17 protein-coding genes are annotated in these 22,119 nt (G+C 64.5%); 4 read left to right on the top strand and 13 right to left on the bottom strand.

The annotated features are described in order from the left end of the window. Positions 1-13: 13 nt before the first annotated feature. From ACN9MX_RS17265 to ACN9MX_RS17250, 4 genes are all read right to left on the bottom strand, one after another. Complete coding sequence (locus tag ACN9MX_RS17265) at positions 14-3,118, bottom strand: efflux RND transporter permease subunit (protein WP_363829793.1); 3,105 nt, start codon at positions 3,116-3,118, stop codon at positions 14-16. Positions 3,119-3,130: 12 nt separating this feature from the next. Continuing rightward, positions 3,131-4,189: an efflux RND transporter periplasmic adaptor subunit gene (locus ACN9MX_RS17260; RefSeq protein WP_363829790.1), complete on the bottom strand. Its 1,059-nt coding sequence runs from the start codon at positions 4,187-4,189 to the stop codon at positions 3,131-3,133. 87 nt (positions 4,190-4,276) lie between these two features. Next, positions 4,277-5,014 (bottom strand): TlyA family RNA methyltransferase, encoded by a 738-nt coding sequence (locus ACN9MX_RS17255; protein ID WP_363737294.1) that lies wholly within the window; start codon positions 5,012-5,014, stop codon positions 4,277-4,279. Further along, complete coding sequence (locus tag ACN9MX_RS17250; RefSeq protein ID WP_363829787.1) at positions 5,014-7,047, bottom strand: protein-disulfide reductase DsbD family protein; 2,034 nt, start codon at positions 7,045-7,047, stop codon at positions 5,014-5,016. Before ACN9MX_RS17250 ends, ACN9MX_RS17255 begins: the two co-directional genes overlap by 1 nt. Positions 7,048-7,124: 77 nt before the next feature. Here ACN9MX_RS17250 and ACN9MX_RS17245 point away from each other — a divergent pair, with 77 nt between their 5' ends. Then, positions 7,125-8,789, top strand: a complete 1,665-nt coding sequence (locus ACN9MX_RS17245; protein ID WP_363829784.1) for an alkaline phosphatase family protein — start codon at positions 7,125-7,127, stop codon at positions 8,787-8,789. A 121-nt stretch (positions 8,790-8,910) separates the two neighbouring features. Here ACN9MX_RS17245 and epsC read toward each other — a convergent pair whose 3' ends face one another. From epsC to ACN9MX_RS17200, 9 genes are all read right to left on the bottom strand, one after another. Continuing rightward, a complete protein-coding gene (epsC, locus tag ACN9MX_RS17240) occupies positions 8,911-9,915 on the bottom strand; it encodes a serine O-acetyltransferase EpsC (protein WP_363829781.1) in 1,005 nt (334 codons plus the stop codon). A gap of 91 nt (positions 9,916-10,006) precedes the next feature. Further along, positions 10,007-11,326 (bottom strand): ATP-binding protein, encoded by a 1,320-nt coding sequence (locus ACN9MX_RS17235; RefSeq protein ID WP_363737298.1) that lies wholly within the window; start codon positions 11,324-11,326, stop codon positions 10,007-10,009. Then, complete coding sequence (locus ACN9MX_RS17230) at positions 11,323-12,033, bottom strand: response regulator (RefSeq protein WP_025549717.1); 711 nt, start codon at positions 12,031-12,033, stop codon at positions 11,323-11,325. Before ACN9MX_RS17230 ends, ACN9MX_RS17235 begins: the two co-directional genes overlap by 4 nt. A gap of 166 nt (positions 12,034-12,199) precedes the next feature. Then, the gene (locus ACN9MX_RS17225) at positions 12,200-13,045 is read right to left on the bottom strand and encodes a TorF family putative porin (protein WP_363737299.1); all 846 of its coding nucleotides are present in this window, start codon (positions 13,043-13,045) and stop codon (positions 12,200-12,202) included. A 292-nt stretch (positions 13,046-13,337) separates the two neighbouring features. Continuing rightward, positions 13,338-14,834 (bottom strand): SulP family inorganic anion transporter, encoded by a 1,497-nt coding sequence (locus ACN9MX_RS17220; protein ID WP_363737300.1) that lies wholly within the window; start codon positions 14,832-14,834, stop codon positions 13,338-13,340. 4 nt (positions 14,835-14,838) lie between these two features. Beyond that, entirely contained in the window at positions 14,839-15,537 is a 699-nt protein-coding gene (locus ACN9MX_RS17215) for a carbonic anhydrase (RefSeq protein ID WP_363737301.1), read from the bottom strand. Positions 15,538-15,742: 205 nt separating this feature from the next. After that, positions 15,743-16,453: a response regulator transcription factor gene (locus ACN9MX_RS17210; protein ID WP_133652844.1), complete on the bottom strand. Its 711-nt coding sequence runs from the start codon at positions 16,451-16,453 to the stop codon at positions 15,743-15,745. 7 nt (positions 16,454-16,460) lie between these two features. Next, complete coding sequence (locus tag ACN9MX_RS17205) at positions 16,461-16,901, bottom strand: hypothetical protein (RefSeq protein WP_363737303.1); 441 nt, start codon at positions 16,899-16,901, stop codon at positions 16,461-16,463. Positions 16,902-17,075: 174 nt separating this feature from the next. Then, positions 17,076-17,612, bottom strand: coding sequence for a hypothetical protein (locus ACN9MX_RS17200; protein WP_363829776.1), 537 nt, complete (start codon positions 17,610-17,612; stop codon positions 17,076-17,078). Between the two features lie 283 nt (positions 17,613-17,895). Here ACN9MX_RS17200 and ACN9MX_RS17195 point away from each other — a divergent pair, with 283 nt between their 5' ends. The 3 genes from ACN9MX_RS17195 (at position 17,896) to ACN9MX_RS17185 (ending at position 22,093) form a co-directional block, all read left to right on the top strand. Next, positions 17,896-18,990, top strand: coding sequence for a glycosyltransferase family 4 protein (locus ACN9MX_RS17195; RefSeq protein ID WP_363829774.1), 1,095 nt, complete (start codon positions 17,896-17,898; stop codon positions 18,988-18,990). Positions 18,991-19,005: 15 nt separating this feature from the next. Beyond that, positions 19,006-21,273, top strand: coding sequence for an amylo-alpha-1,6-glucosidase (locus tag ACN9MX_RS17190; protein WP_363829772.1), 2,268 nt, complete (start codon positions 19,006-19,008; stop codon positions 21,271-21,273). Positions 21,274-21,343: 70 nt separating this feature from the next. Beyond that, positions 21,344-22,093, top strand: coding sequence for an SDR family NAD(P)-dependent oxidoreductase (locus tag ACN9MX_RS17185; RefSeq protein ID WP_363829769.1), 750 nt, complete (start codon positions 21,344-21,346; stop codon positions 22,091-22,093). Positions 22,094-22,119: the final 26 nt, after the last annotated feature.

The raw sequence follows: 22,119 nt of genomic DNA, 5'->3' as shown, positions 1-22,119 counted from the left end.
GAAGCTCCACCTTTTACTCGGCGGCGTCGGGCGAATCCTTCAAGGCCGAGTCCAGCCGCCGACTGACGGTTTGCGGTGAAACGGTTCGTCCTGCAACCCGTGAATAGAGAATCGGGATCAGGAACAGCGTGATCAATGTCGCCAGGCTGACGCCGGAAACCACCACCACCCCGATCGAATGCCGGGCCGCCGCGCCTGCGCCGCCCCGCATGACCAGGGGAACAGCGCCGATGACCGTTGCGATGGAGGTCATCAATATGGGGCGCAGGCGACGGACGGCAGCGTGACGAACGGCCGCGCTGATCTCCAGCCCTTCGTCCCGCAACTGGTTGGCGAATTCGACGATCAGGATGCCGTTCTTCGCCGCCAGTCCCACCAGCATGACGATGCCGATCTGGCTGTAGAGATTGATCGACCCGCCTGCCAAGGCAAGGCCCAGCACCCCGCCCGCCACGGCCAGCGGCACGGTGGCGATGATCACGCCGGGATGGACGAAGCTCTCGAACTGGGCAGCGAGCAGCAGATAGACGATCAATATGGTCAGGCCGAAGACCAGCCAGATCGATCCGCCGGTTTCACGCAGCGACTGACTCTCCCCCCTATAGCCGACGGCAAGGATTTCCGGCGACTGGCGCGCCTGGTCCTCGAGAAAGTTCAACGCCTCGCCCAGCGAGTAACCCGGCGCCAGAGCCGCTGTCAGGGTGATGGCGCGCAATTTGTTGTAGCGGTTGAGCTGGCGCGGCCCGGCAACTTCGCGAATCGTGACGACGGCGGACAGGGGCACCAGCGCGCCGGTGCGGCTGCGCACATTGATCCGCTCCAGATCGGCCTGGGTCTGGCGCCCCTCCCGCTCTGCCTGAAGCAGCACGCGATATTCCTCGCCCCGGTCGACATAGGTGGTAACGCGGCGGGACCCAAGCAGCGTCTGCAGCGCCTGGCTGATGTCGTTGGCGGACACGCCCAGATCGCCCGCGCGTTGCTGATCGACATCGATCCGCATCTGCGGCTTGGTTTCCTTATAGTCGGAATCCAGATTGATGAGGCCCGGATTCGCGGCCGCGGCGGCCATGATGCGATCACGCGCGGCGACCAGCCCCTCATAGGTCGCTCCTGCCAGCACGAGATTGACCGGCAGGCCCCTTCCCCGGCCCAGCCCCGAACGCGGCGCGACATTGCCCCGGACGCCGGGCTGGTCGGCGATCACCTTGTTGATCATGTCGGCCACCTGCACCGTGGTGATCGTGCGGTCCTCCCACGGCCGCAGGAAGGCGATGATATTTCCGCCGTTGAAATCGTCACTGTTCGAAAAACCGGCGGGCGCGCGTATGTTCAGCACCTGGAGCGTGCCCTCGTCCCGAAGCGGCTGCAGATCGGTTTCGATTTTCCGCATATAGCCTTTCATGCGATCGAAGCCGGTGCCCTCAGGCGCCGTCACTTGGCCGTCGACGACGCCCGTATCTTCCGCTGGGACCAGTTCGGTCGGAAGCATGGTGAACAGGCCGCCGGCGACGGCAAGGAACAGCGCAACGGCGACGATGGCGCCCGCAGGCCGCGTGAGCACCCGGTCGAGAAGGCGCGCATAGGTCCCCTCCAGCCGCTGGAATCGCGCATCCACCCAGAGCGACAGGCGTGACCGCTCCGAACGTCGCAGCAGCTTTGAACAGAGCATCGGCGCCAGGCTGAGCGAAATGAAGCCCGAAAAGGCGATGGCGGCGATCATCGATATAGCCAGTTCGCGGAACAGCAGGCCCGTCTGCCCCGCCAGGAACATGACCGGCACGAACACCGCGCAGACCACCAGCGTGGTCGAAATGATCGCAAAACCCACCTGCCGCGTGCCGAGATAGGATGCGACCAGTGGATCCTCCCCCTGTTCTATGCGGTGATAGACATTCTCCAGAACGACAATGGCATCATCCACGACCAAACCGATGGCCAGCACGAAGGCGAGCAGCGTCAGCAGGTTGATCGACAGCCCCAGCAGCCACATGACGGCACAGGTCGCCAGCAGGCAGATCGGCACGGTGATGGACGGAATGATCGTCGCCCGCAGGGAACCCAAGAAGAGGAAGATGACAAGCACGACGAGCAGTGCCGCCTCGGCCAGCGTATCATAGACATTGTCGATGGCGCGGCTGATGAACAGCGACTCGTCCGATCCGATCGTGACCTTCATGCCCGGCGGCAAGGTGGGCCGCAGCTCGTCGATCAGCGCCTTGGCCTTCTCCGCAACTTCCAGCGTGTTGGCGCCCGACTGACGGATGATGCCCACGCCGATGCCCGTCGCCGCGTTGGAGCGGAAGGACGTATAGGGGTTTTCGGCGCCCTGCTCGACCCGCGCCACGTCGCCCAGCTTCACCTGGTAACCGTCCGCGCCACGTCCCACGACCAACCCGGCAAATTGTTCTGGCGTCGAAAAGGCCCGCTCTACGCGCAGCGTCTGGTTCTGGTCCTTCGATTCGAAGCGCCCGGCCGGCAGTTCCACATTCTGCGCGCGCAGCGCCGCCTCTATGTCGCCCGGCGTGATGCCGAAGGCTGTCAGCTTCTCCGCATTCAGCCAGATGCGCGTGGAGGGCCTTTCCTCGCCCCCGCCGGTCACTCGTGCGACGCCGTCAATGGCGGAAAAGCGATCCAGCACATTGCGGTCCAGATAATCCGCAATCTGCGTCGGGGTCCAACCATCCTTGGTGAAGACGATGAACAATATCGCCCGCGCATCGGCGTCGACCTTCCGGATTTCCGGCGCGAGCGCATCCTCCGGCAGATCCTCCACCACAGCGCCCACGCGATCGCGCACGTCATTCGCTGCCGAATCGATGTCCCGCGAGGGGTCGAATTCAATACTGACTGAAGAAACGCCATCGCGCGAGGTCGAGGTGATGTTCTGGATGCCCTGGACCCCGGCGACGCCATCCTCGATGATCTGGGTGATGCGCGTTTCCACGACCGAAGCCGCCGCCCCGGTATAGCTGGTCTCGACCGAGACGATGGGCGGGTCGGTATCGGGATATTCGCGGATGGAAAGGCTGAGATAGCCGACAATGCCGATGATGCAGAGCAGCACGGCAACCACCGCCGCGAAGACCGGACGACGGACGGACAGGTCCGAAAGCTGCATCGCCTCGCCTCCTCAGCCGGCCGCTTGCCCGGCGCTGGCGCTCTTTGCTTCCGGCTTGCCCCCCGGGACGCGCACCGGCACGCCGTCGGTCAGTTTGACAACGCCGTCGGTGACGACCGTCTGGCCCGGCTTCACTCCCCCCAATATCTCGACCAGGCCGTTCTGACGGATGCCGGTATCGACCTTGACCCGCTTGGCCTTGCCCTTCTCCACCAGGAAGACGAAATGGTCGCTGCCGTCGCCGACCACGGCCAGTTCAGGAACGGCCAGTGACTGGCGCTGCCCTGCAACCACATTTACCGTCAGCAGCATGCCCGGCTTCAAGGCGCGGTCGGGATTGGGCAGAATGGCGCGTATCCGGACGGCGCGGGTGGCGGGATCGATCACGGGATCGATGGTGGCGATCGTGCCGGCGAAGCGCCGGTCGGGCCAGGCGGCGGACACCGCCTTGATCGGCTGCCCCTCCCGCACCAGCGACAGGCGGGTTTCCGGGATGGTGAAGTCCAGCTTGATCCGCGAGATGTCGCTGACCGTGGCAATCGGCGTGCCTGCCGTGACAATGGCGCCAGGCGACACCATACGCAGGCTCACCCAGCCGGCAAAGGGCGCGCGAACCACCCGGTCGCCGATCGAGGCGCGGGCCTGCTGTGCACTGGCGCGGGCGGCGTTGGCGAGCGCGACCTGGCTCTCCAGGCTGGCAGCAGTGGCAAAGCCCCGCGCCTTCAAGGCCTGAATACGCTCCAGTTGCTGCTGGGCTGCAAGCGCCTGGGCCTGGGCGGCGGCAAGTTCCGCCTTCTCCTGCCCAACGGCCAGGGTGGCGATCACCTGCCCGTTGCTGACATAACCGCCATCGCTGAAATGGAGGGATGTGATCCGCTCCGTCACGGGAGCGGACAAGACCACCTGCTCATTGGCGAATGCAGTCCCGACCGCATCCAGATTGTCGGTGAAGGTATCGTGCAGAATGGGCGCGGCCTCAACCAGCGCGGAAGGGCGCGGCTTTTTCTCCTTTGGCGCGCCGCAAGCGGAAAGGCTGAGCGCGATCAGGAAGATTGGCAGGAAAATGCGCATCGGATCAGGCTAATCGGCCTCTGCAAGCGACTCAAACCGGCATTTGTCGCAAATGGTAATCATAGCGGCGAAACGAACGGAGTGCGATTATCCGCCAAATGTTGCGAAGAGGAGAAATTCCACATTGCCCTGCGGGCCGGTGATCGGGCTGGCGGTGATCCCTTCGACCTGCCACCCCCGACCCGACACCCAGTCCCGCACCTCGTTGCACACCCGTTCATGGATGGCAGGATCGCGCACGACGCCACCCTTGCCGACTTCCTCTCGCCCTGCCTCGAATTGCGGCTTGATCAGGGCGATCAGGCGCGCGCCGGAACGGGCAAAGCCCAACGGGCAATCCAGCACCTTGGCGAGCGAGATGAAGCTGGCGTCGCAGACGATGACATCCACAGGCTCCGGAATGTGATCGGCAGTGAGGATGCGGGCGCTGGTCTGTTCATGGACAATGACGCGCGGGTCCGAACGCAGCTTCCATGCAAGCTGGTTGGTGCCGCTGTCGACCGCATAGACCCGCACCGCGCCGTTGGTGAGCAGGACGTCGGTGAAACCGCCGGTCGAACTGCCGACATCGATGGCGACGGCATCCGACACGTCGATATGAAAATGCTCCAGCGCATGCGCGAGCTTGATGCCGCCGCGCGAGACCCAGGGATGGTCACGGCCCTTCACCTCCAGCTCGGCATCGGCCGCGACCTGTTGCCCGGCCTTGTCGACCTTCCGCTCCCCCAGGAAAACGAGGCCGGCGAGGATCAATGCCTGGGCGCGCGCGCGGCTTTCCGCCAAGCCGCTATCGACGAGGAGCTGGTCGGCGCGGACCTTGGCCATCAGGACACCAGCGCCGTCAGCGTGGCAGGGGTCAGGAGCTGGGGCAATGTCTGCGCGTCCCTGCCCGGCGCATACCAGAGATAGAGCGGAACGCCCGAACGCCCCTGCGCCTCCAGAAAGCGGGTGATGGCGGGATCGGCATTGGTCCAGTCCCCGACCATCATGGTGACGCCCGCCTTCTCGAAAGCGGCGCGGGTTTCACTGCGGTCGATGGCCGCGGCCTCATTCGCCTTGCAGGTGAGGCACCAGTCGGCGGTGAAATAAAGGAAAACCGGCTTTTTGGTGGCACGCAGGCTGGCCAGACGCGCCTCGTCAAAGGGGATGCCATGGGCGGAGGCGGTGATGGCAGGCGCACGGGTCGGCAGCACGAAGGCGGTTCCCGCAAAGAGAATGAGCGCGGCGCAGACCACGGCAAATCCGCCGTGCCGTCCGTGATGCTGCCTGCGCCCAAGCCACCAGAGCACAGCGGCCAGAATCAAGGCTGCGCCGGCCCCCAGCAGGATGGCAACCGTGCCGCGTTGCTGCCCCAGCAGCCACAACAGGCCCAGCGCGGTCAGCGCCATGGGAATAGCGAGTATTTTCTGGAGCCGCCCCATCCAGGCGCCTGGTTTCGGCAGGCGTGTACGGATTGGGGGGATGTAGGCCAGAGCCAGAAATGGCAGTGCGAGGCCCAGGCCAAGCCCCGCAAAGATTGCCAGAGCGGCGCCGATCGGCAGTACCAGCGCCGCCCCCATCGCCGCGCCCATGAACGGCCCGGTACAAGGCGTGGCGACGAAAGCGACCAGCGCGCCGGTCCAGAAGGCGCCGGACGCGCCTGCCTTTCCCGCCAGCCGCTCGCCGCCACCGAAAGCGCTGAGTTCGAACAGGCCGGCAAGGTTGAGCGTGATCGCGGTCACCAGCAACAGCAGCAGCAGGATGATGCGCGGATCCTGCAACTGGAAGGCCCAGCCGACCGCCGTTCCCGCAGCGCGCAGGCCAAGCAGCAGGCCGCCCAGGGCAAGGCAGGTGAGAATGATGCCAAGGCTGTAGGCTAGCGCCTCCCGCCGGACGATATGCTCGTCCCCCCCCGCACGCGCCAGTTTCATCGCCTTCAGTCCCAATATGGGGAACACGCAGGGCATGATGTTGAGCAGCAGGCCGCCGAGCAGTGCACCGCCCAGCGCAAGGAAGAGGGTCCGGGCAGTGGCGGATCGAGCAGCAGGCACGGTGCCGGGACGGGCCGTCAGCAGAAAACCGACATGGTCGCCGGTGCGCAGCACCGCCTGAACCGGGCCGGACAGCGGGCCTTGCCCGGCTTCGGTTTCGATCAGCAGCCGGTCACCCTGCCGCGCGACGCTCTGCGGAGCCGCGTAACGGGTGAGACCATCGGCCAGCGCGAAGAGATGGACGTCGCGGGCTTCGGCCGCTGCGGGAAAGGGGATGGAGAGGCGCAGGCGGCCGTCAGCCAGGGCATAGGTCGCATCGCTGCCCAGCGGACGCGGCAAGTGGCTGCGCCAGCCATCGAACTGCGCCCTGCCGCCCGGCAGGACAGATCCGTCGCCCGCTATCAGGTCCAGCGACAGCTCCGCGCCTTCTGGAACGCAAACCTTGTCGGTGCAGGCCAGCCAGTTGGCGCGGACGCGGATCGGCAGCTTCGTACCCCTGGGCACGTCCGGCGCCACGGTCAGCTTTGCAAGCACTCCATAAGGCCCCTCATAGACATGGTTCATGAGGCCGGCGATCAGCAATGTCTCCGGCACGGGATAGCGCAGGGGACCGACCATGACTCCCTTGGGCAGCGTCCATTTGACCGTCATGCCCAGGCCGGCATCCCCCGGATTTTCCCAATAGCCGTGCCAGCCGGATTCCGGCGTCATGGAAAAGGCGATCGTCGTGCCACTGCCCCGATCCTGGCCCGGCCGCGGCGCATTGCTTTCGGCGGTGAGTTCGGCCGCAATGTGGGGGACGCCCTGGCCAAACGCACCCTCCGCCCGCGCCGCCACCGGCGCGAGCAACAGCAGCATTGTCATCAGAAGGACATGAAAAATGCGCATCGGGCCTCTGTTCCGGTGGACGCAAGGGGGCTAGGTCTCGATGCATCCGCCGTCAAGGCATGAGAAGGTACTCCATAATGTTGAAAAATGTCGCGGCAGCCCTACTTCTTGCCGGTTCGCTGCCGGCCCTGGCCCAGACCGAGGCTCCGCCCGCCGTGGCGGCTGCCGCGCCCGCCACGCCGCCCAGGCTGATCGTCGCCATCGCGGTGGATCAGTTTTCGGCCGATCTGTTCAGCGAATATCGTCAATATTACAGCGGCGGCCTCAGGCGGCTGACGGAACAGGGCATCGTCTTCCCCCGCGGCTATCAAAGCCATGCCGCCACCGAAACCTGTCCGGGACACAGCACCATCCTGACCGGCAGCCGCCCCTCGCGCACCGGCATCATCGCCAACAGCTGGTTTGACCTTGGCACCGCGCGCGCCGACAAGCTGGTCTATTGCGCGGAGGACGAGACGCAGCCGGGCACCGACAGCGAACATTATCAGGCTTCTCCCGTACATCTGAGGGTGCCGACGCTGGGCGGGCGGATGAAGGCCGCCAATCCGGCGACACGCGTCGTATCGATTGCGGGGAAGGACCGTGCGGCGATCATGATGGGCGGGCCAACCGCCGACCAGGTCTGGTGGCTGGGCGGACCGGAGGGCTATGTCAGCTACAAGGGAGTGGCGACCCCACCGCTGGTCGCCAAAGTCAATGAGGTCATGGCGCGGCGGCTGGCAGAGGGCAATCCCGGCTTCGAGCTGCCGCCGCAATGCGCGGCCAAGGATTTCCCCGTGAAGGCCGGAGATCGCACGGTCGGGACAGGTCGCTTCGCGCGGGCGGCGGGCGATTACAAGGCCTTCCGCATCTCGCCGGAACAGGATGCGATGACCCTGGCTTTTGCCGCCGCCGCCATCGAGAGCATGGCGCTGGGCAAACAGGCGCAGACAGACATCATCTCCATCGGCCTGTCCGCGACGGACTATATCGGTCACACCTACGGCACGGAGGGTACGGAAAGCTGCATACAGGTCGATCGGCTGGATCGCGAGCTGGGCGCCTTTTTCGACCGACTCGACAAGGACGGCATCGACTATGCCGTGGTGCTGACCGCCGATCATGGCGGGCATGACCTGCCCGAACGCCACCGGTTGAATGCCATGCCGATGGAACAGCGCGTCGACAAGGCGCTCACGCCCAAGGCGTTATCGGCCGCCATCGCGGAAAAGACTGGCATCACGGGCAGGACGCTGATCTGGGGCGATGGCCCGGCGGGCGACCTGTATTTCGACCGCGGCCTGACGGCGGCGCAACGCGCCAGGGTGGAAGCGGCAACTCTCGCCCTGCTCCGCGTCCATCCGCAGGTCCAGACCGTCTTCACCAAGGCGGAGATCGCCGCCACCCCCGCTCCATCCGGTCCTCCGGAAAGCTGGTCGCTGATCCAGGAGGCCAGAGCCAGCTTCGACCCGCAGCGTTCGGGCGACCTGCTGCTGCTGCTGAAGCCGCGGGTCATGTCGATCCCCGAAGCGGCGGTGATGGGGTCGGTCGCGACCCATGGATCGCCTTGGGATATGGATCGCCGCGTGCCTATCCTGTTCTGGCGCAAGGGGCTGCCCCACTTCGAACAGCCGCTCGGCGTGGAAACGGTCGACATCCTGCCGACCCTGGCGGCGCTGATCAAATTGCCCGTAGCAAAGGACCAGATCGACGGACGCTGCCTTGACCTGATCGCCGGCGACGGGGATAGCTGCGCTGAATAACGCATCTTCAAACTGATCGTTAAGGCCAACGCCTCGGAAACGCGGCATCAGATGGCTGGGGCTTTTCCGCTCATGGTGAGAATGCTCCAGCCATCGGCGCCATATTCCTGCGCATAGGCCCTCAAATATTCTCCGCTATCCCATCGCGTCCTTCCTCCAGCAGCGCGTGGACGCGATGGGGGGCGGACACCTCAACCCGGCTGGTCACTTCATAATGCGCCTTGGCCTGCCGGACATTGCTGTCGGCCGGCACGCTGTCGGTCAGCCAGACATTGCCGCCGATCACGGACCGGCTACCGATGATGATGCGGCCCAATATCGTCGCGCCGGCATAGATCACCACATCATCCTCGATGATCGGGTGACGCGGCAGGGCCTTTTCCAGCGCGCCCTTGCCATCGGCCGGAAAGCTGCGCGCGCCCAGCGTCACGCCCTGATAGATGCGAACCCGATCCCCGACGATCGCCGTTTCCCCGATGACGACGCCCGTGCCGTGGTCGATGAAGAAGCTGTGGCCGATCTTCGCGCCGGGATGAATGTCGATCCCCGTACTGCCATGCGCGATTTCCGAAATGATCCGCGCCACGAGCGGTGCTCCCAACCGGTGCAGCCGATGTGCCAGGCGATGGTGCGTGATCGCCATCATCGAGGGATAGCAGATCAGCACCTCATCGACGCTGCGCGCGGCGGGATCGCCCAGGAAAGCCGCCTCCACGTCGCTGTCCAGCAGTTCGCGGAGCGCTGGCAGTCCTTCGGCGAAATCGCCGATGATGCGCGACGCCTCCCTGTCGACCTGCTCTATCGGTGCGTTCTTCATCGCATAGATCAGCTCCAGCCGGATCTGGCCGTAGAGGCGGCTGAGCACCGTCTGAAGGGTTTGCGCGACATAGGCGTCCTCATTGTGCAGACGCACGAAGCTGGGCCCCAGACGAAGCGGAAACAGTGCGCCGCAAAGCGCCTCCATGATCTTGGTCAGCGTCGCGCGCGACGGAAAACCCTCCGCCCCATATTCGGCATGATGTTCCTGACCCTGGCGCCAACGCCGCCGGACCGTGCCCAGTTCGGCCGCCAGCCTGTCAATGTCCCAATAACCCTGGGCGATTTCCTTTTCGCCTTCTGCCGTCATACATGCCTCTTTCCGAACAGGCGTCCGGCATAGCGCGGCATGGCGCCCGGCAGTAAATGAGTTTTGCTTGGGGGTGGGCAGATTCTCTTTGTCAGTGCTTCTGGGGCTGGGCCGGAAGATACAGGCATATTTCGGCCCGCAATCCGCCTTCGGGCCGGTTGGCGAGGATCAGTTCCCCACCCTCCAGTTCCACGGTGCGCGCAACGATGGCAAGGCCCAGGCCCAGCCCGCGCGTGTTGCGCTGCCGGGCCTCATCCAGGCGGGCAAAGGGCTTCAACACCTCCTCCAGCTTGTCGCGGGGAATGCCGGGACCGTCATCGTCGACCCGGATCAGCACTTCGCGATCGCGACGCTCCAGCGCGACCCGGGCGCGGCTGCCATAGTGCAGCGCATTTTCTATCAGATTGACGATCGCCCGACGCAGGCTGAGCGACCGAACCGCCATTTCCAGGTGGTCGGGCCCGACATAATCGACCGGCCTGTCCTGGTCCTGAAAGGCGTCGACCACCGTCGCGACCAGCACGGCGAGGTCGGTGCGGACGGGCGGCTCTCCATTTTTCTCCCCGCCCAGGAAGGCAAGCAGCGAATCGATCATCTCGCCCATTTCGCTAAGGTCGCCCTCGATCGCCTCCCGCGCTTCCGTGTCCGGCAGGTTCTCCAGCCTCAGCCGCAGCCGCGCGAGTGGCGTCCGCATGTCATGGCCGACGGCGGCCAGCGTCTCCGTCCGTTCCGTGATCAACCGATGAATGCGCTTCTGCATGGCATTGAAGGCGCGGATGAGGTTGCGGACATCGTTGGAGCCACCCTCCTCCACAATGACTTCATCGCTAAGGCCGATGCGTTCGGTTGCGCGGGTGAGGTCGCGCAGTGGCGCCAGCGTACGCCGGATCAGGATGCCGCCCACGAGCAGCAGCGCCAACACCGGGATCAACGCGAGCCCCATGCGGCCGATGGTGAAGGTCCATTTGCCGCCGCTGTGGCGCATGCCGAAATAGAGCCAGCTTCCGTCCGCGAGGCGCAGGCCGCCGTTGATCTCCGAAACGCGTCCGGGCGAGGCCAGACGCAGCCACAGGCCCGACTGTTCAAGGGTCGGTTCCCAGTTGACGATCTGTCGCCGCATCCTCTCCAGCCCCGGCGCAAGCGCGGGTGGCGGCGGCGAGGACGGGGTCCAGTGCACGTCGTAGCGATCCGTGGTGAGTTGCAGTGACAGCGCATGCCGCTCATCGGGCGCATGCTCCGTCAGCAACTTGCGGGCAATCACCAGATGTTCGGCCAGGCGCCGGGCCTCGTCATCCTGCAGCGAAAGATGATTGGATCGTTCATTCAACAGGATGCCGACGGCGAATTCCAGCGTCAAGGTCAGCAGCAGGATCGCGAAGATCTGCCCGACCAGGCTGACATGCCGTCTCAAGCGCGGCTGACCTCCGCATTGAACATATAGCCGACGCCCCGCACGGTGGTGATCGGCGCCGTGCGATCCTGCGTCGAGAGCTTGCGGCGCAGGCGGCTGACCAGCACGTCGATGCTGCGGTCGGAACTGTCGCCCATGCGGGTGCGCGAAAGTTCGATCAACCGTTCGCGGGCGATCACGCGCTGCGGATGGCTGAGAAAGCTGCCGAGCAGATCGAATTCCGCACCGGTCAGGTCGACGATGGCGCCAGTGGGCGAACGCAGTTCGCGGCGCGGGAAATTGACGATCCAGCCGTCGAACCGTGCTTCATTCTCGCGATGCTCGTCCGGACCCCGCTCCACCCCGACGCGGCGCAATATGGCGCGGATGCGCGCGATGAGTTCACGCGTGCCGAACGGCTTGGGCAGGTAATCGTCGGCGCCCAGTTCCAGCCCCACGATACGGTCGGTCTCGCTGCCCTTGGCGCTGATGAAGATGATGGGAACGTCGCTCTTGCGCCGGATCTGGCGGCAAAGATCTATGCCGTTGGTGCCGGGGAGCATGACGTCGAGCACGACAAGGTCGACAGGACCGGCGTCGAACGCTACCCACATTTCGGGGCCGGAAGAAGCCGGGCGGACCTGATAGCCATGCTCCTGCAAGGCGCGCGCGGTCAGGGTACGCAGCGGCGGATCATCTTCGACAAGGATTATGGTCGGCGCGGTCATGACAATGTCGGCACGGCTTTGAGCATGACAGCGGGATAGGGGTGGCCGGAGCCATGGTCAACCGCAGGGGCGGCCGGAAAGCCCCGGATGCAACAGCAGAAACAATTTGTCACAGCCGGGAAAGAAGCATGGCCGGGCCTGGGTCCACCAGGCCCGGCGCAAGGGATCAGAAAGCAGCGGTCAGCGAGAAGAGGACCGTGCTGCGCGCGATCGACTTGCCGAAATCCTTGCTGTCGTTGACCATGAAGTTCGGGCGCAGATAATTTTCCTCCACGCGCGCGATATCGGTGTCGACATAGGCCACGCCAACGGTCAGCGGCGTGCCGGGAATGGCGAAGTCGGCGCCCACCAGCCAGTCGAGATATTTGCCGGTAGGAGCGATCGAAGTGCCATTGGGACCAAGGCCCGGATTGCCGTCCGACCAACCCAGATGGGCCTTCACCGTGACGGGAGTGTCGGGGATGGCGGCATTGACGTCGCCCCAGACATAGAGATTGTCTTCCTTGTCACCCGGATTGTCGATGCCGCTGGATGCGCTGCTCTGCCAATTGCCCAGCGCCTGCTGCTTGGGAGCGTAGGCGACACCGACCAGGCCCTTGACCGGGCCGAACTGGTGCGACAGCTTCACATAGGGTTCAGCGAAATCCGTCTTGTCGGCACCCGACGGATACATGTACCAGGTCAGGCCGACATCGACCGTCGTGCCCTCGCCCAACGACGTCGAATAGCCGCCGACCAGGTCGAGTTCCATGTTGGCGCCGCCGAAACGACCCCAGCCGCCGAGGTTCGAACCCCAGGTGCCGATGTAGAAGCCGCTTTCATGCGTTGCCGTGATACCGCCCTGAATGGCCATGCCACGGTCGCTCTGCGATACGCCGCGGAAGCGGTAGTCGGACACCAGGCCGACGCTGCCGGTAACGGTGACGGGGCCTGCCGGCTCCTCCTGAGCGAAAGCCGGAGCACTGGAAAGCAGCGCAAGTGCGGCACAGGCAATCTGATACTTCATGAACATTCCCCTTTTAGGCAAGAATGTTCCGTCCTGCGTCCATTTCGTCCGAAGATCTTTTGTGTTGTCGTCGTCGGTACGGCGGATCGCAGGCAGGTTATGAGGACTATGCCAAATGGGGAAACGACTTTTCGCACCTGCGAGAAGGAATGTCGTCACTGTGTTGCCTGCAACACGATTATTGTCTTTTGGATTTCCTAATATTTCTATATTGTTTCTAATATATATCATAAATAAACCGCCGCATCGCTTCAGGAGCGATGCGGCGGCTCGTTCGACGCCTGACGAGGGGGTAGTATCAGGCGGCGAGGTGGCGCATGCGGCCGGTGGCGCCGAACAGTTCGACCTGCGCTCCGGTACCCCGACGACGGTCCACCCATTCGCGGACCATTTCCGCACAAGTATGGTCGATATGGCTCAGGCGCTCGACGTTCAGGATGACGAGCCTTCCGGAAGGAAGCCCCTCAAGCCTGGCCGACAGCTTCGGCAGGTTGAGGAAAGTGGCCGTGCCGTGCAGTGCAACTTCATGCGCTTCTTCGCGGCTTTCCTCGTCCACGCTCAACCGGAGACGGCGGGCATGGGGCAGAAGCTCCAGCAGCGAGAGGCCGATGCCGACCAGAACGCCGGTCAGCAGGTCAGTCGCCACGACGCAGATCAGCGTCGCCGCCCACACCACGGCGGGAAGCGGGCCATAGCGGTGGAGAAGATGCTTTACATGGTCGACGCTCACCAGACGCACGCCGGTGACCACAAGGACGCCTGCCAGCGCCGCCATGGGAATTTCGCGCAGCAACCAGGGGAGCAGGGCGACGAAGCCCAGAATCCAGACGCCGTGCAGGATCGCCGACAACCGCGTCCGGGCGCCGGCCTGGACGTTGGCCGAACTGCGGACGATCACGCCAGTCATCGGCAATGCACCCGCCACGCCGCAGAGCAGGTTGCCCACGCCCTGTGCGCTGAGCTCCCGGTTGTAGTTGGTGCGAACGCCGTCATGCATCCTGTCGACCGCCGCCGCGGACAGCAGCGTTTCGGCACTGGCGATGAAGGCGATGGCGATGGCCGTGGTGATGGTCGTCGGATTCAGGAGCTGCTGGACCAGGTTATCGCCCGGCAGCGAAATGGCCGAGACGATCGATTCCGGCACCACGACGCGCGCGACGGGCAAGCCGAGGGAAAAGGCGACCAGGGTCGCCAGCACCACGCCGACAAGAGCACCCGGGAGCAGCTTCATCGAGGCAGGACGCAGCTTCTCCCAACCCAGCATGCCGCCGATGGTGACGAGGCCGACCGCGAAGGCGGTGGCTGCGTCCTGATTGCTGAGGCCGAAAATCTGCCCTGGCATGGCGACCAGATTGGCAAGGCCGCTCGAAAGCGGCTTGTCGTCGAAAAGCACATGAAACTGGCCGACGACGATCAGCACGCCGATACCCGCCAGCATGCCGTGCACGACCGCGGGCGAGATCGCGCGGAACCAGCCGCCTACCCGCAGCAGCCCTGCAATCACCTGAATGGCACCGGCCAGGATCAGGATCGGCCCGAGAGCGGACAGCCCCTGTTTCTGCACGATTTCGAAGACGATGACCGCCAGGCCCGCCGCCGGGCCGCTGACCTGAAGGGGCGAACCCGCCAGCAGGCCGACGATCAGACCGCCGATCATGCCCGTGATCAGACCCTTTTCCGGCGGCACCCCGGAAGCAACGGCGATACCCATGCAGAGCGGCATCGCCACCAGGAAGACGACAATGGAGGCCGTGAAGTCGCGGCTGAAGGTACCGCCGGAAAATGCCTTGAGCATGGGTTTACTCCGCGGCCTCGGCATAGGCGATGTCGACCGCCAGTCGCTTGGCGTGGGGCAGCGCCACGGGCAGCGGCTGACCTTCACGCAGAGGCAGGAAACGGCCGGTCTCGCCGTCAAGGCCCAGAACGTGGCCGGCATGGATATCGACATACCAGCCGTGCAGGGCGATCTCGCCGCGGGCAATGCCCGACGCAACGGACGGATGGGTGCGCAGATGGGCGAGTTGCGCCACCACATTCTCAAGTGCCATGTTGCGCAGCTTCTCCGCATCGCTGAGATCGGCGGGGTAGCTTTCGCGACAGACCTTCTGCGCGGCATGGCTGTGACGCAGCCAGGCGGCGACATTGGGCATGGCGCTCAGGTCGGCATTGGTGGACAGCGCCTTCATCGCGCCGCAATCGCTGTGGCCGCACACGATGATGTCGCGCACGCCCAGTACCATGACGGCATATTCGACCGTGGAGGTCACGCCGCCATTCTGCGTTGCATGGGGCGGCACGATGTTGCCGGCATTGCGGCAGACGAACAGGTCGCCCGGATCAGCCTGCATGATATGTTCCGGCACGATGCGCGAGTCCGCGCAGGAGATCATCAGCGCCTTGGGGTTCTGCCCATCGCTGGCGAGGCGGTTGTAAAGCGCGCTCTGGTTCGGAAAGACATGGCTTTCGAAGCTGAAGACGCGACCGATCAGATCGTTCATGTCGTTGCATCCTTCTTGTCTGGTGACCGGTCAGGGGCAGACCGGCCTTGAGGATGCACAATAGGGAAGCGTTTTTGCTGCGTCGCAGCGGCTTTGTTAAATAATATGTCTGAGCGATGGAAAGCGCGATCAAGCTCGCGGTTCGTCCGATTTTGCCGCAGAATCAATGCAATGGAAGAGAAACATTCAGCCGCGCCCGGGTGGATCAGCGCCGGTCGACCTCGGCGCTGAACATATATCCGCCGCCGCGCACCGTAACGATGGGCGCGGGCCGGCCGCCATGGCTCAGCTTGCGCCGCAACCGGCTGACCAGCACGTCAACGCTGCGGTCGGAGGATGGCGTGTCGCGCACGCCGGCCAGTTCCATCAGGCGCGGACGGGCGATCACCACCTGCGGATGATCGAGCAAAACCAGAAGCAACGAAAATTCGGCTGCGGTCAACTCGACCTGCGCACCGTCGGGATCGAGAACTTCGCGCCGGGAGGAATCCACCACCCATCCTTCGAACCGCGCCTCGGCCGGGCGGCGCGCGCCCAGGGCTCGTTCGCTGCGTCCCCGCCGCAGCACGGCGCGCAGGCGGGCGGCCAGCTCGCGCGTCGAATAGGGCTTCGCCATGTAATCGTCGGCGCCCAGTTCCAGCCCGACCACGCGGTCGACCTCACTGCTGTTGGCGCCGACCAGGATGATCGGCACGTCGCTGCGTTCGCGCACGTCGCGACACAGATCCATGCCGTCCGGACCACGCAAAGCAGCATCCAGCACGACCGCTCCAACGGGCATGCTGTCTATCGCATTCCAGATTTCGTTCGCGGAGGCAGCGGCGAGGGCCCGAAACCCGTTCTCCTCCAGCGACTGGCGCACGTCGTGGCGCGCATCCCGCTGGGCCTCCGCGATCAAAATGAGCGGTGGACTCATTCGCGGGTTACGAACCCTTTGTGGACAGTGCCTGAATGCCGTCCAGTTCACCCAGCAACACGGCACGGTCCTGCTGCGCCACGGCTACGGCCTGGGCCGCACGGGCGCTGTGATGGCGCGCGACTTCCGCCTGGATTTCATCGCGGGCGGCAGTGCAGCTGCCGGCATGGCTGCCCGACAGCGGAGCAAAGCGGTGGATCGGCTTGGCGACGGCAGCCAGCGTGCGACCCTGCGTCGCGACGTCGCGGTTCACCACCAGTTCGGCCTGCCAGCGGCATACCGGCATGGACGGACGATTGGCCAAACGCGATTCGACCTCACGGAAGCGGACGGTCGATTCGGTTTCGTAGCGCGCCTGATAGGCGTTCGATGCATGGGCGATTTCAGCGCTGTGGATTGGCGTGGCGACGGCGAGCGCCGCCGCGCTGGACGCAAGAATGAGCAACATGGAGCCTTCTCCCTGACAACCGGAAATGGTCATCAGGCTTTAGGCGGACTGAATGTCTCCGAAATTTGCCGAGCGTTACAAATTGTTGCTCAAGCATTTTCCGACCCAGGCGGGTGGGAGGACATGAGGCGCGACCCGTATCCTTCCCCACCATCTATTCCGATGGCCGATCTGTCACGCCATGCGCATCAGGATGGGAGCCTCGACCTTGTGACTGGCGACATGTTCCAGCAGTGACGACAGCCATAGCGCATCACTCGCCGCCCGGTGACGTTGCGGGTGAAGCGCGTCGGCAAAGGCGACCGCATCCATGATCTGCCGCTCGCTTGCGCGATGTTCGTCAAGCAGCAGCGAAACATGGTCGATCAGGAAGGGCGTGGCCTGCCCTGCCGCATCAGCCAGGGTGTCGAGCCAATATTGGTCGATCATGCTGTCGGCCACCATCCGCGATTTCCCGCAGGCATCGGTCAATTCCGCCAGCACGGTTTCGACGGGCAGGCCCTCGCGGAAGACCCGATCGAGGGTCAGGCCGTGCAGCCCCTCCGCCTCGGCCGACCAATGCCAGCCCGCCCAATCGTCATGCGGCCGGATCAGCCAGCTTCGCGCCTTGCCATTGCAGGCTATGCCGACTTCGATGGGATAGGACAGGCCATGCCGGGGCAGGCACGACGCCTCGAAATCGATCGTGAGGATCGTCAACTCGCTCTCCATATTCCAAGGCCATGTCCGCCCCCTCTTCGGACCGGCCAGCCAGATTCTCGCTGAGGCTTTCCTAGGTGGCGACTATGTCAGACCGAAGTCAGCGGCTTGGAAAATGATGCGGACGGGCGCTTTCCGGCGACCGGCCGAGCAGGCTCACCCAACGGAAAAATCCTGACATGAAAGCGCAATGGCCATGCAACCTGCAGGCCGTTCACGCTTTTAACGATGGGCGCCCATCGCAGGTCGGGGGATCGGTGGAGGCGCTCTCTTCACGAAAGGGATGCCCCCGACCATGAAAATCGCACAAATCGCTCCGCTTGCCGAAAGCGTGCCGCCGCGCCTCTATGGCGGCACCGAACGCATCGTGTCCTATCTGACCGAAGAACTGGTGAGGCAGGGTCATGAGGTGACGCTGTTCGCCAGCGGCGATTCGGTGACCCAGGCGGAACTGGTGCCGGTGACCGACATGGCGCTGCGGCTCAATCCGGACGTGCGCGATCCCATTCCCTACCATATGATCCTGCTCGACGCGGTGCGCCGTAGGGCGGATGAATTCGACGCCCTGCATTTCCACATCGACCTCATCCACATGCCGCTGGTGCAGGATTTCCTCGGCCGCTGCGTGACGACGCTGCACGGCCGGCTGGACCTGCCTGATCTTCCCGCCTTCTACCGCGCCTTTCCCGATCACAGCCTGGTGTCCATTTCCGACCATCAGCGGCTGCCGATGCCGCCGGTGAACTGGGCGAGGACCATCCATCACGGCCTGCCGGCCGACCTGCTGCTGCCCCGCATCGGTCAGGGCGAGGGCTATCTCGCATTTCTTGGCCGGATTTCGCCGGAAAAGCGCCCCGACCGGGCCATCCGCATCGCCGCGCGATCGGGATTGCCGCTCAGGATGGCGGCGAAGATCGACGCGGTGGACCGCGCCTATTGGGAGCAGGAGATCGCACCGCTTATCGAGCGTTATCCCAATGTCTACTATGTCGGGGAGATCAACGAGGCGCAGAAGGCGGAATTTCTGAGCCGTGCAAGCGCTCTGCTGTTTCCCATCGACTGGCCCGAACCCTTTGGCCTGGTGATGATAGAGGCCATGGCCTGCGCCACCCCGGTCATCGCTTTTCGCTGCGGGTCCGTCCCGGAAGTGATCGACCATGGCCGGTCGGGCTATATCGTCGAAAGCGAGGACGAAGCAGTCGAGGCGGTCCACAGGCTCCACGAGCTCGACCGCGCGAAGGTACGCGCCGCCTTTGACGCACGCTTCACGGCAGAGCGGATGGCCGCCGATTATGTTCAGCTTTATCACGATCTTCCCGGTGCGCGGACGCAGGCCGCGATGCTGCGCCGGTTACGCGGCGAAGGTTCGGAACTTCAGGCCGTGGGATAAGATCAGGAGAGAGGCATGACGGCAAGCCAGTTGCAGCCGGAAAACCCGACCCCTCCGGTCCGGAATGTCGATCCCGGCGCCATGGACCCCGGTACCGGCAATCCAGGACAGGCGCTGTCGCAGGCGCAAACGCAATTCTTCATTCCGGCGACGGCGTCGCTCCATGAGCGACGCCCCCGAACGCTGAAACATGGAGACAGCTTCGCCGTCTTCGACCATAGCGGCGACGCGATCGCGGGTCCGGGCAGTCCGGAAGGGCTGTATCATCGCGACACCCGGCATTTGTCGCATCTCTATCTCACCATCAACGACACCCGGCCGATCCTGCTCAGTTCAGGCCTTCGCGACGATAACGCGATGCTCACCTGCGACCTTACCAATCCCGATTTCACGGGCGAGGACGGACAAGTGGCAGTGGAACATGATCTCATCCACCTGCGTCGCACCCGTTTCCTGTGGGAAGGTGCGGTCCATGAACGGATCACGATCCGCAATTTCGACACCGAAGTCCGCACGGTGGAGGTGAATATCAGCTTCGCCGCTGATTTTGCGGACCTGTTCGAAATACGCGGCATGACCCGGCTGCGGCGCGGAACCATGCGTGAGCCGGTGATTGGCCCCCGGTCCGTACGGCTTGGCTATGACGGGCGCGACGACATGCGGCGCGAAACCTTGCTGTGCTTCGACCCGGCGCCGCAGATTCTGACGGAAAGCCGGGCGCGGTTCGAGGTGAGCGTTCCGCCCGGTGAGCGGCGCACGCTCTACCTGCTCATCTGTTGTCAACCGCGGGACGACGAGCCGGCAGGTGACCTGTCCAAGCATTTCCTCAAGACGCTGCGCGAATCGATGCAGGCGTTGAAACAGGCGCGTACGCGCGGGGCGACCATCATATCATCCAACCAGTTGTTCAACGAGGTTACACGGCGATCCGTCGCCGACATTACCATGTTGTCGACCGACACCGAATATGGGCCCTATCCCTATGCCGGCATTCCGTGGTTCAGCACTGTGTTCGGGCGCGATGCGATCATCACCGCGTTGGAGACGCTATGGCTGGACCCGGCGATCAGTCGGGGAGTCCTGGGCTATCTGGCCGCGAACCAGGCGACCGCCTACGACGCCGCCGCCGATGCAGAACCGGGCAAGATCCTGCATGAAGTGCGCCATGGCGAAATGGCGGAACTGGGGGAAGTCCCCTTCCGCCATTATTATGGCAGCATCGATTCGACGCCGCTGTTCGTCATGCTGGCCGGCGCCTATCTGGAACGAACGGGCGACGGCGGCTTCATCGCCTCCATCCTGCCAAATGTCGAGGCTGCGCTCAGATGGATAGACGAGCATGGCGACCGCGACGGCGACGGCTTCGTGGAATATGGTCGACTGACCGATCAGGGGCTGGTCAATCAGGGGTGGAAGGACAGCCATGATTCGGTCTTCCACGCCGATGGCACCATTGCGCGCGGCCCGATCGCGCTGGCGGAGGTGCAGGCCTATGTCTACGGCGCCTGGCGGGCGGCGGAGGCGATCTTCACTGCGCTGGGCGACCGGGACAAGGCGCTGAACCATCGGGCGCGGGCGGACGATCTGCGAGACCGGTTCGACGCCGCCTTTTTCGACGCCGGGATCGGCACCTATGTGCTGGCCCTGGATGGGGAAAAGAGGCCGTGCCGCGTCCGCTCCTCCAATGCCGGACACGTGCTGTTCACCGGACTCGCCAGGGAAGAGCGCGCGGATATGGTGGTACACACACTGATGGCGCCCGCTTCCTTTTCCGGCTGGGGCGTGCGGACCATCGCCTCGACAGAGGCGCGCTACAACCCGATGAGCTACCATAACGGATCGATCTGGCCGCATGACAATGCGCTGATCGCCGCAGGCTTCTCCCGCTATGGCTATCGCGCGCAGGCGGCGCAGATCTTCGAAGGGCTGTTCGCCGCCGCGACCTATGTCGACCTGATGCGGTTGCCCGAGCTGTTCTGCGGCTTTCCCCGGCGGCGGGCGCAGGGCCCGACCTTCTACCCCGTGGCGTGCAGTCCGCAGGCCTGGTCCGCGGCGGCGCCCCTGTCGCTGATCCAGTCGAGCCTGGGCCTGACCTTCGATGTCGCAGGGGCAGAGATCGCCCTGCGCGACCCCACCCTGCCCCGCTTCATCGACGAGCTGACGCTCTACGGCCTGCGCCTCGGGGACGCGGCGGTCGACATCGCCTTCGACCGGATGGGCGACAAGGTCGTGGTGAAGCCGCTCGACCGGAAGGGACATGCGCGCGTCGTGACCATTGCCTGACAAATGGCGCTTGGCATTGCCGCAAATCGGCTTACATCCCCCGTCATTGGCTGACAGGATGGAATGAAGCATGGCAGGAACGGCGCTGATCACCGGAGCAACCGCTGGCATCGGTGCCGCGTCCGCGCGGCGCTTTGTCGCTGCCGGATGGAAGGTGGTCGTCACTGGCCGCCGCGCCGAACGGCTGGAGGCGTTGGTCGGGGAACTGGGCGAGGAAAAGGTGCATGCGATCAGCTTCGACATGCGCGACGAAGGCGCCATCGACGCCGCCCTGGCCGAACTGCCCGCGGACTTTGCCGATGTCGACCTGTTGATCAACAATGCCGGACTGGCGCTGGGTACGGCGCCCGCACAACAGGCCGATCTCGACCAATGGCGCCAGATGATCGACACCAATGTCACCAGCCTGGTCACCATCACCCACAAGCTGTTGCCCCGCCTGATCGCGCGCAGGGGAGCGATCATCAACATCAGCTCGGTCGCGGCGACCTATCCCTATACGGGCGGCAATGTCTATGGCGGCACCAAGGCGTTCGTCAGCCAGTTTTCTCTGGGGCTGCGGTCTGACCTGCATGGCACCGGCGTGCGCGTGACGTCGATCGAGCCGGGCATGGTCGAAACCGAATTCACCCTGGTCCGCACCGGCAGCCAGGCGGCTTCGGACGCGCTCTATGGGGCCGCCAATCCGATGACGGCGGAGGATATCGCCGAAACCCTGTTCTGGGTCGCCAGCCAGCCGCCCCACATCAATCTCAATCGCATCGAACTCATGCCGGTCACCCAGTCCTTTGCCGGGTTCCAGGTCGCTCGCGAGGGTTAGGGAAATTCACGCCGTCACTGCCGGGC

Source organism: Sphingobium sp. R-21 (assembly GCF_049913335.1).
GTDB lineage: Bacteria > Pseudomonadota > Alphaproteobacteria > Sphingomonadales > Sphingomonadaceae > Sphingobium.
This window is presented reverse-complemented; position numbering and strand designations above follow the sequence as displayed.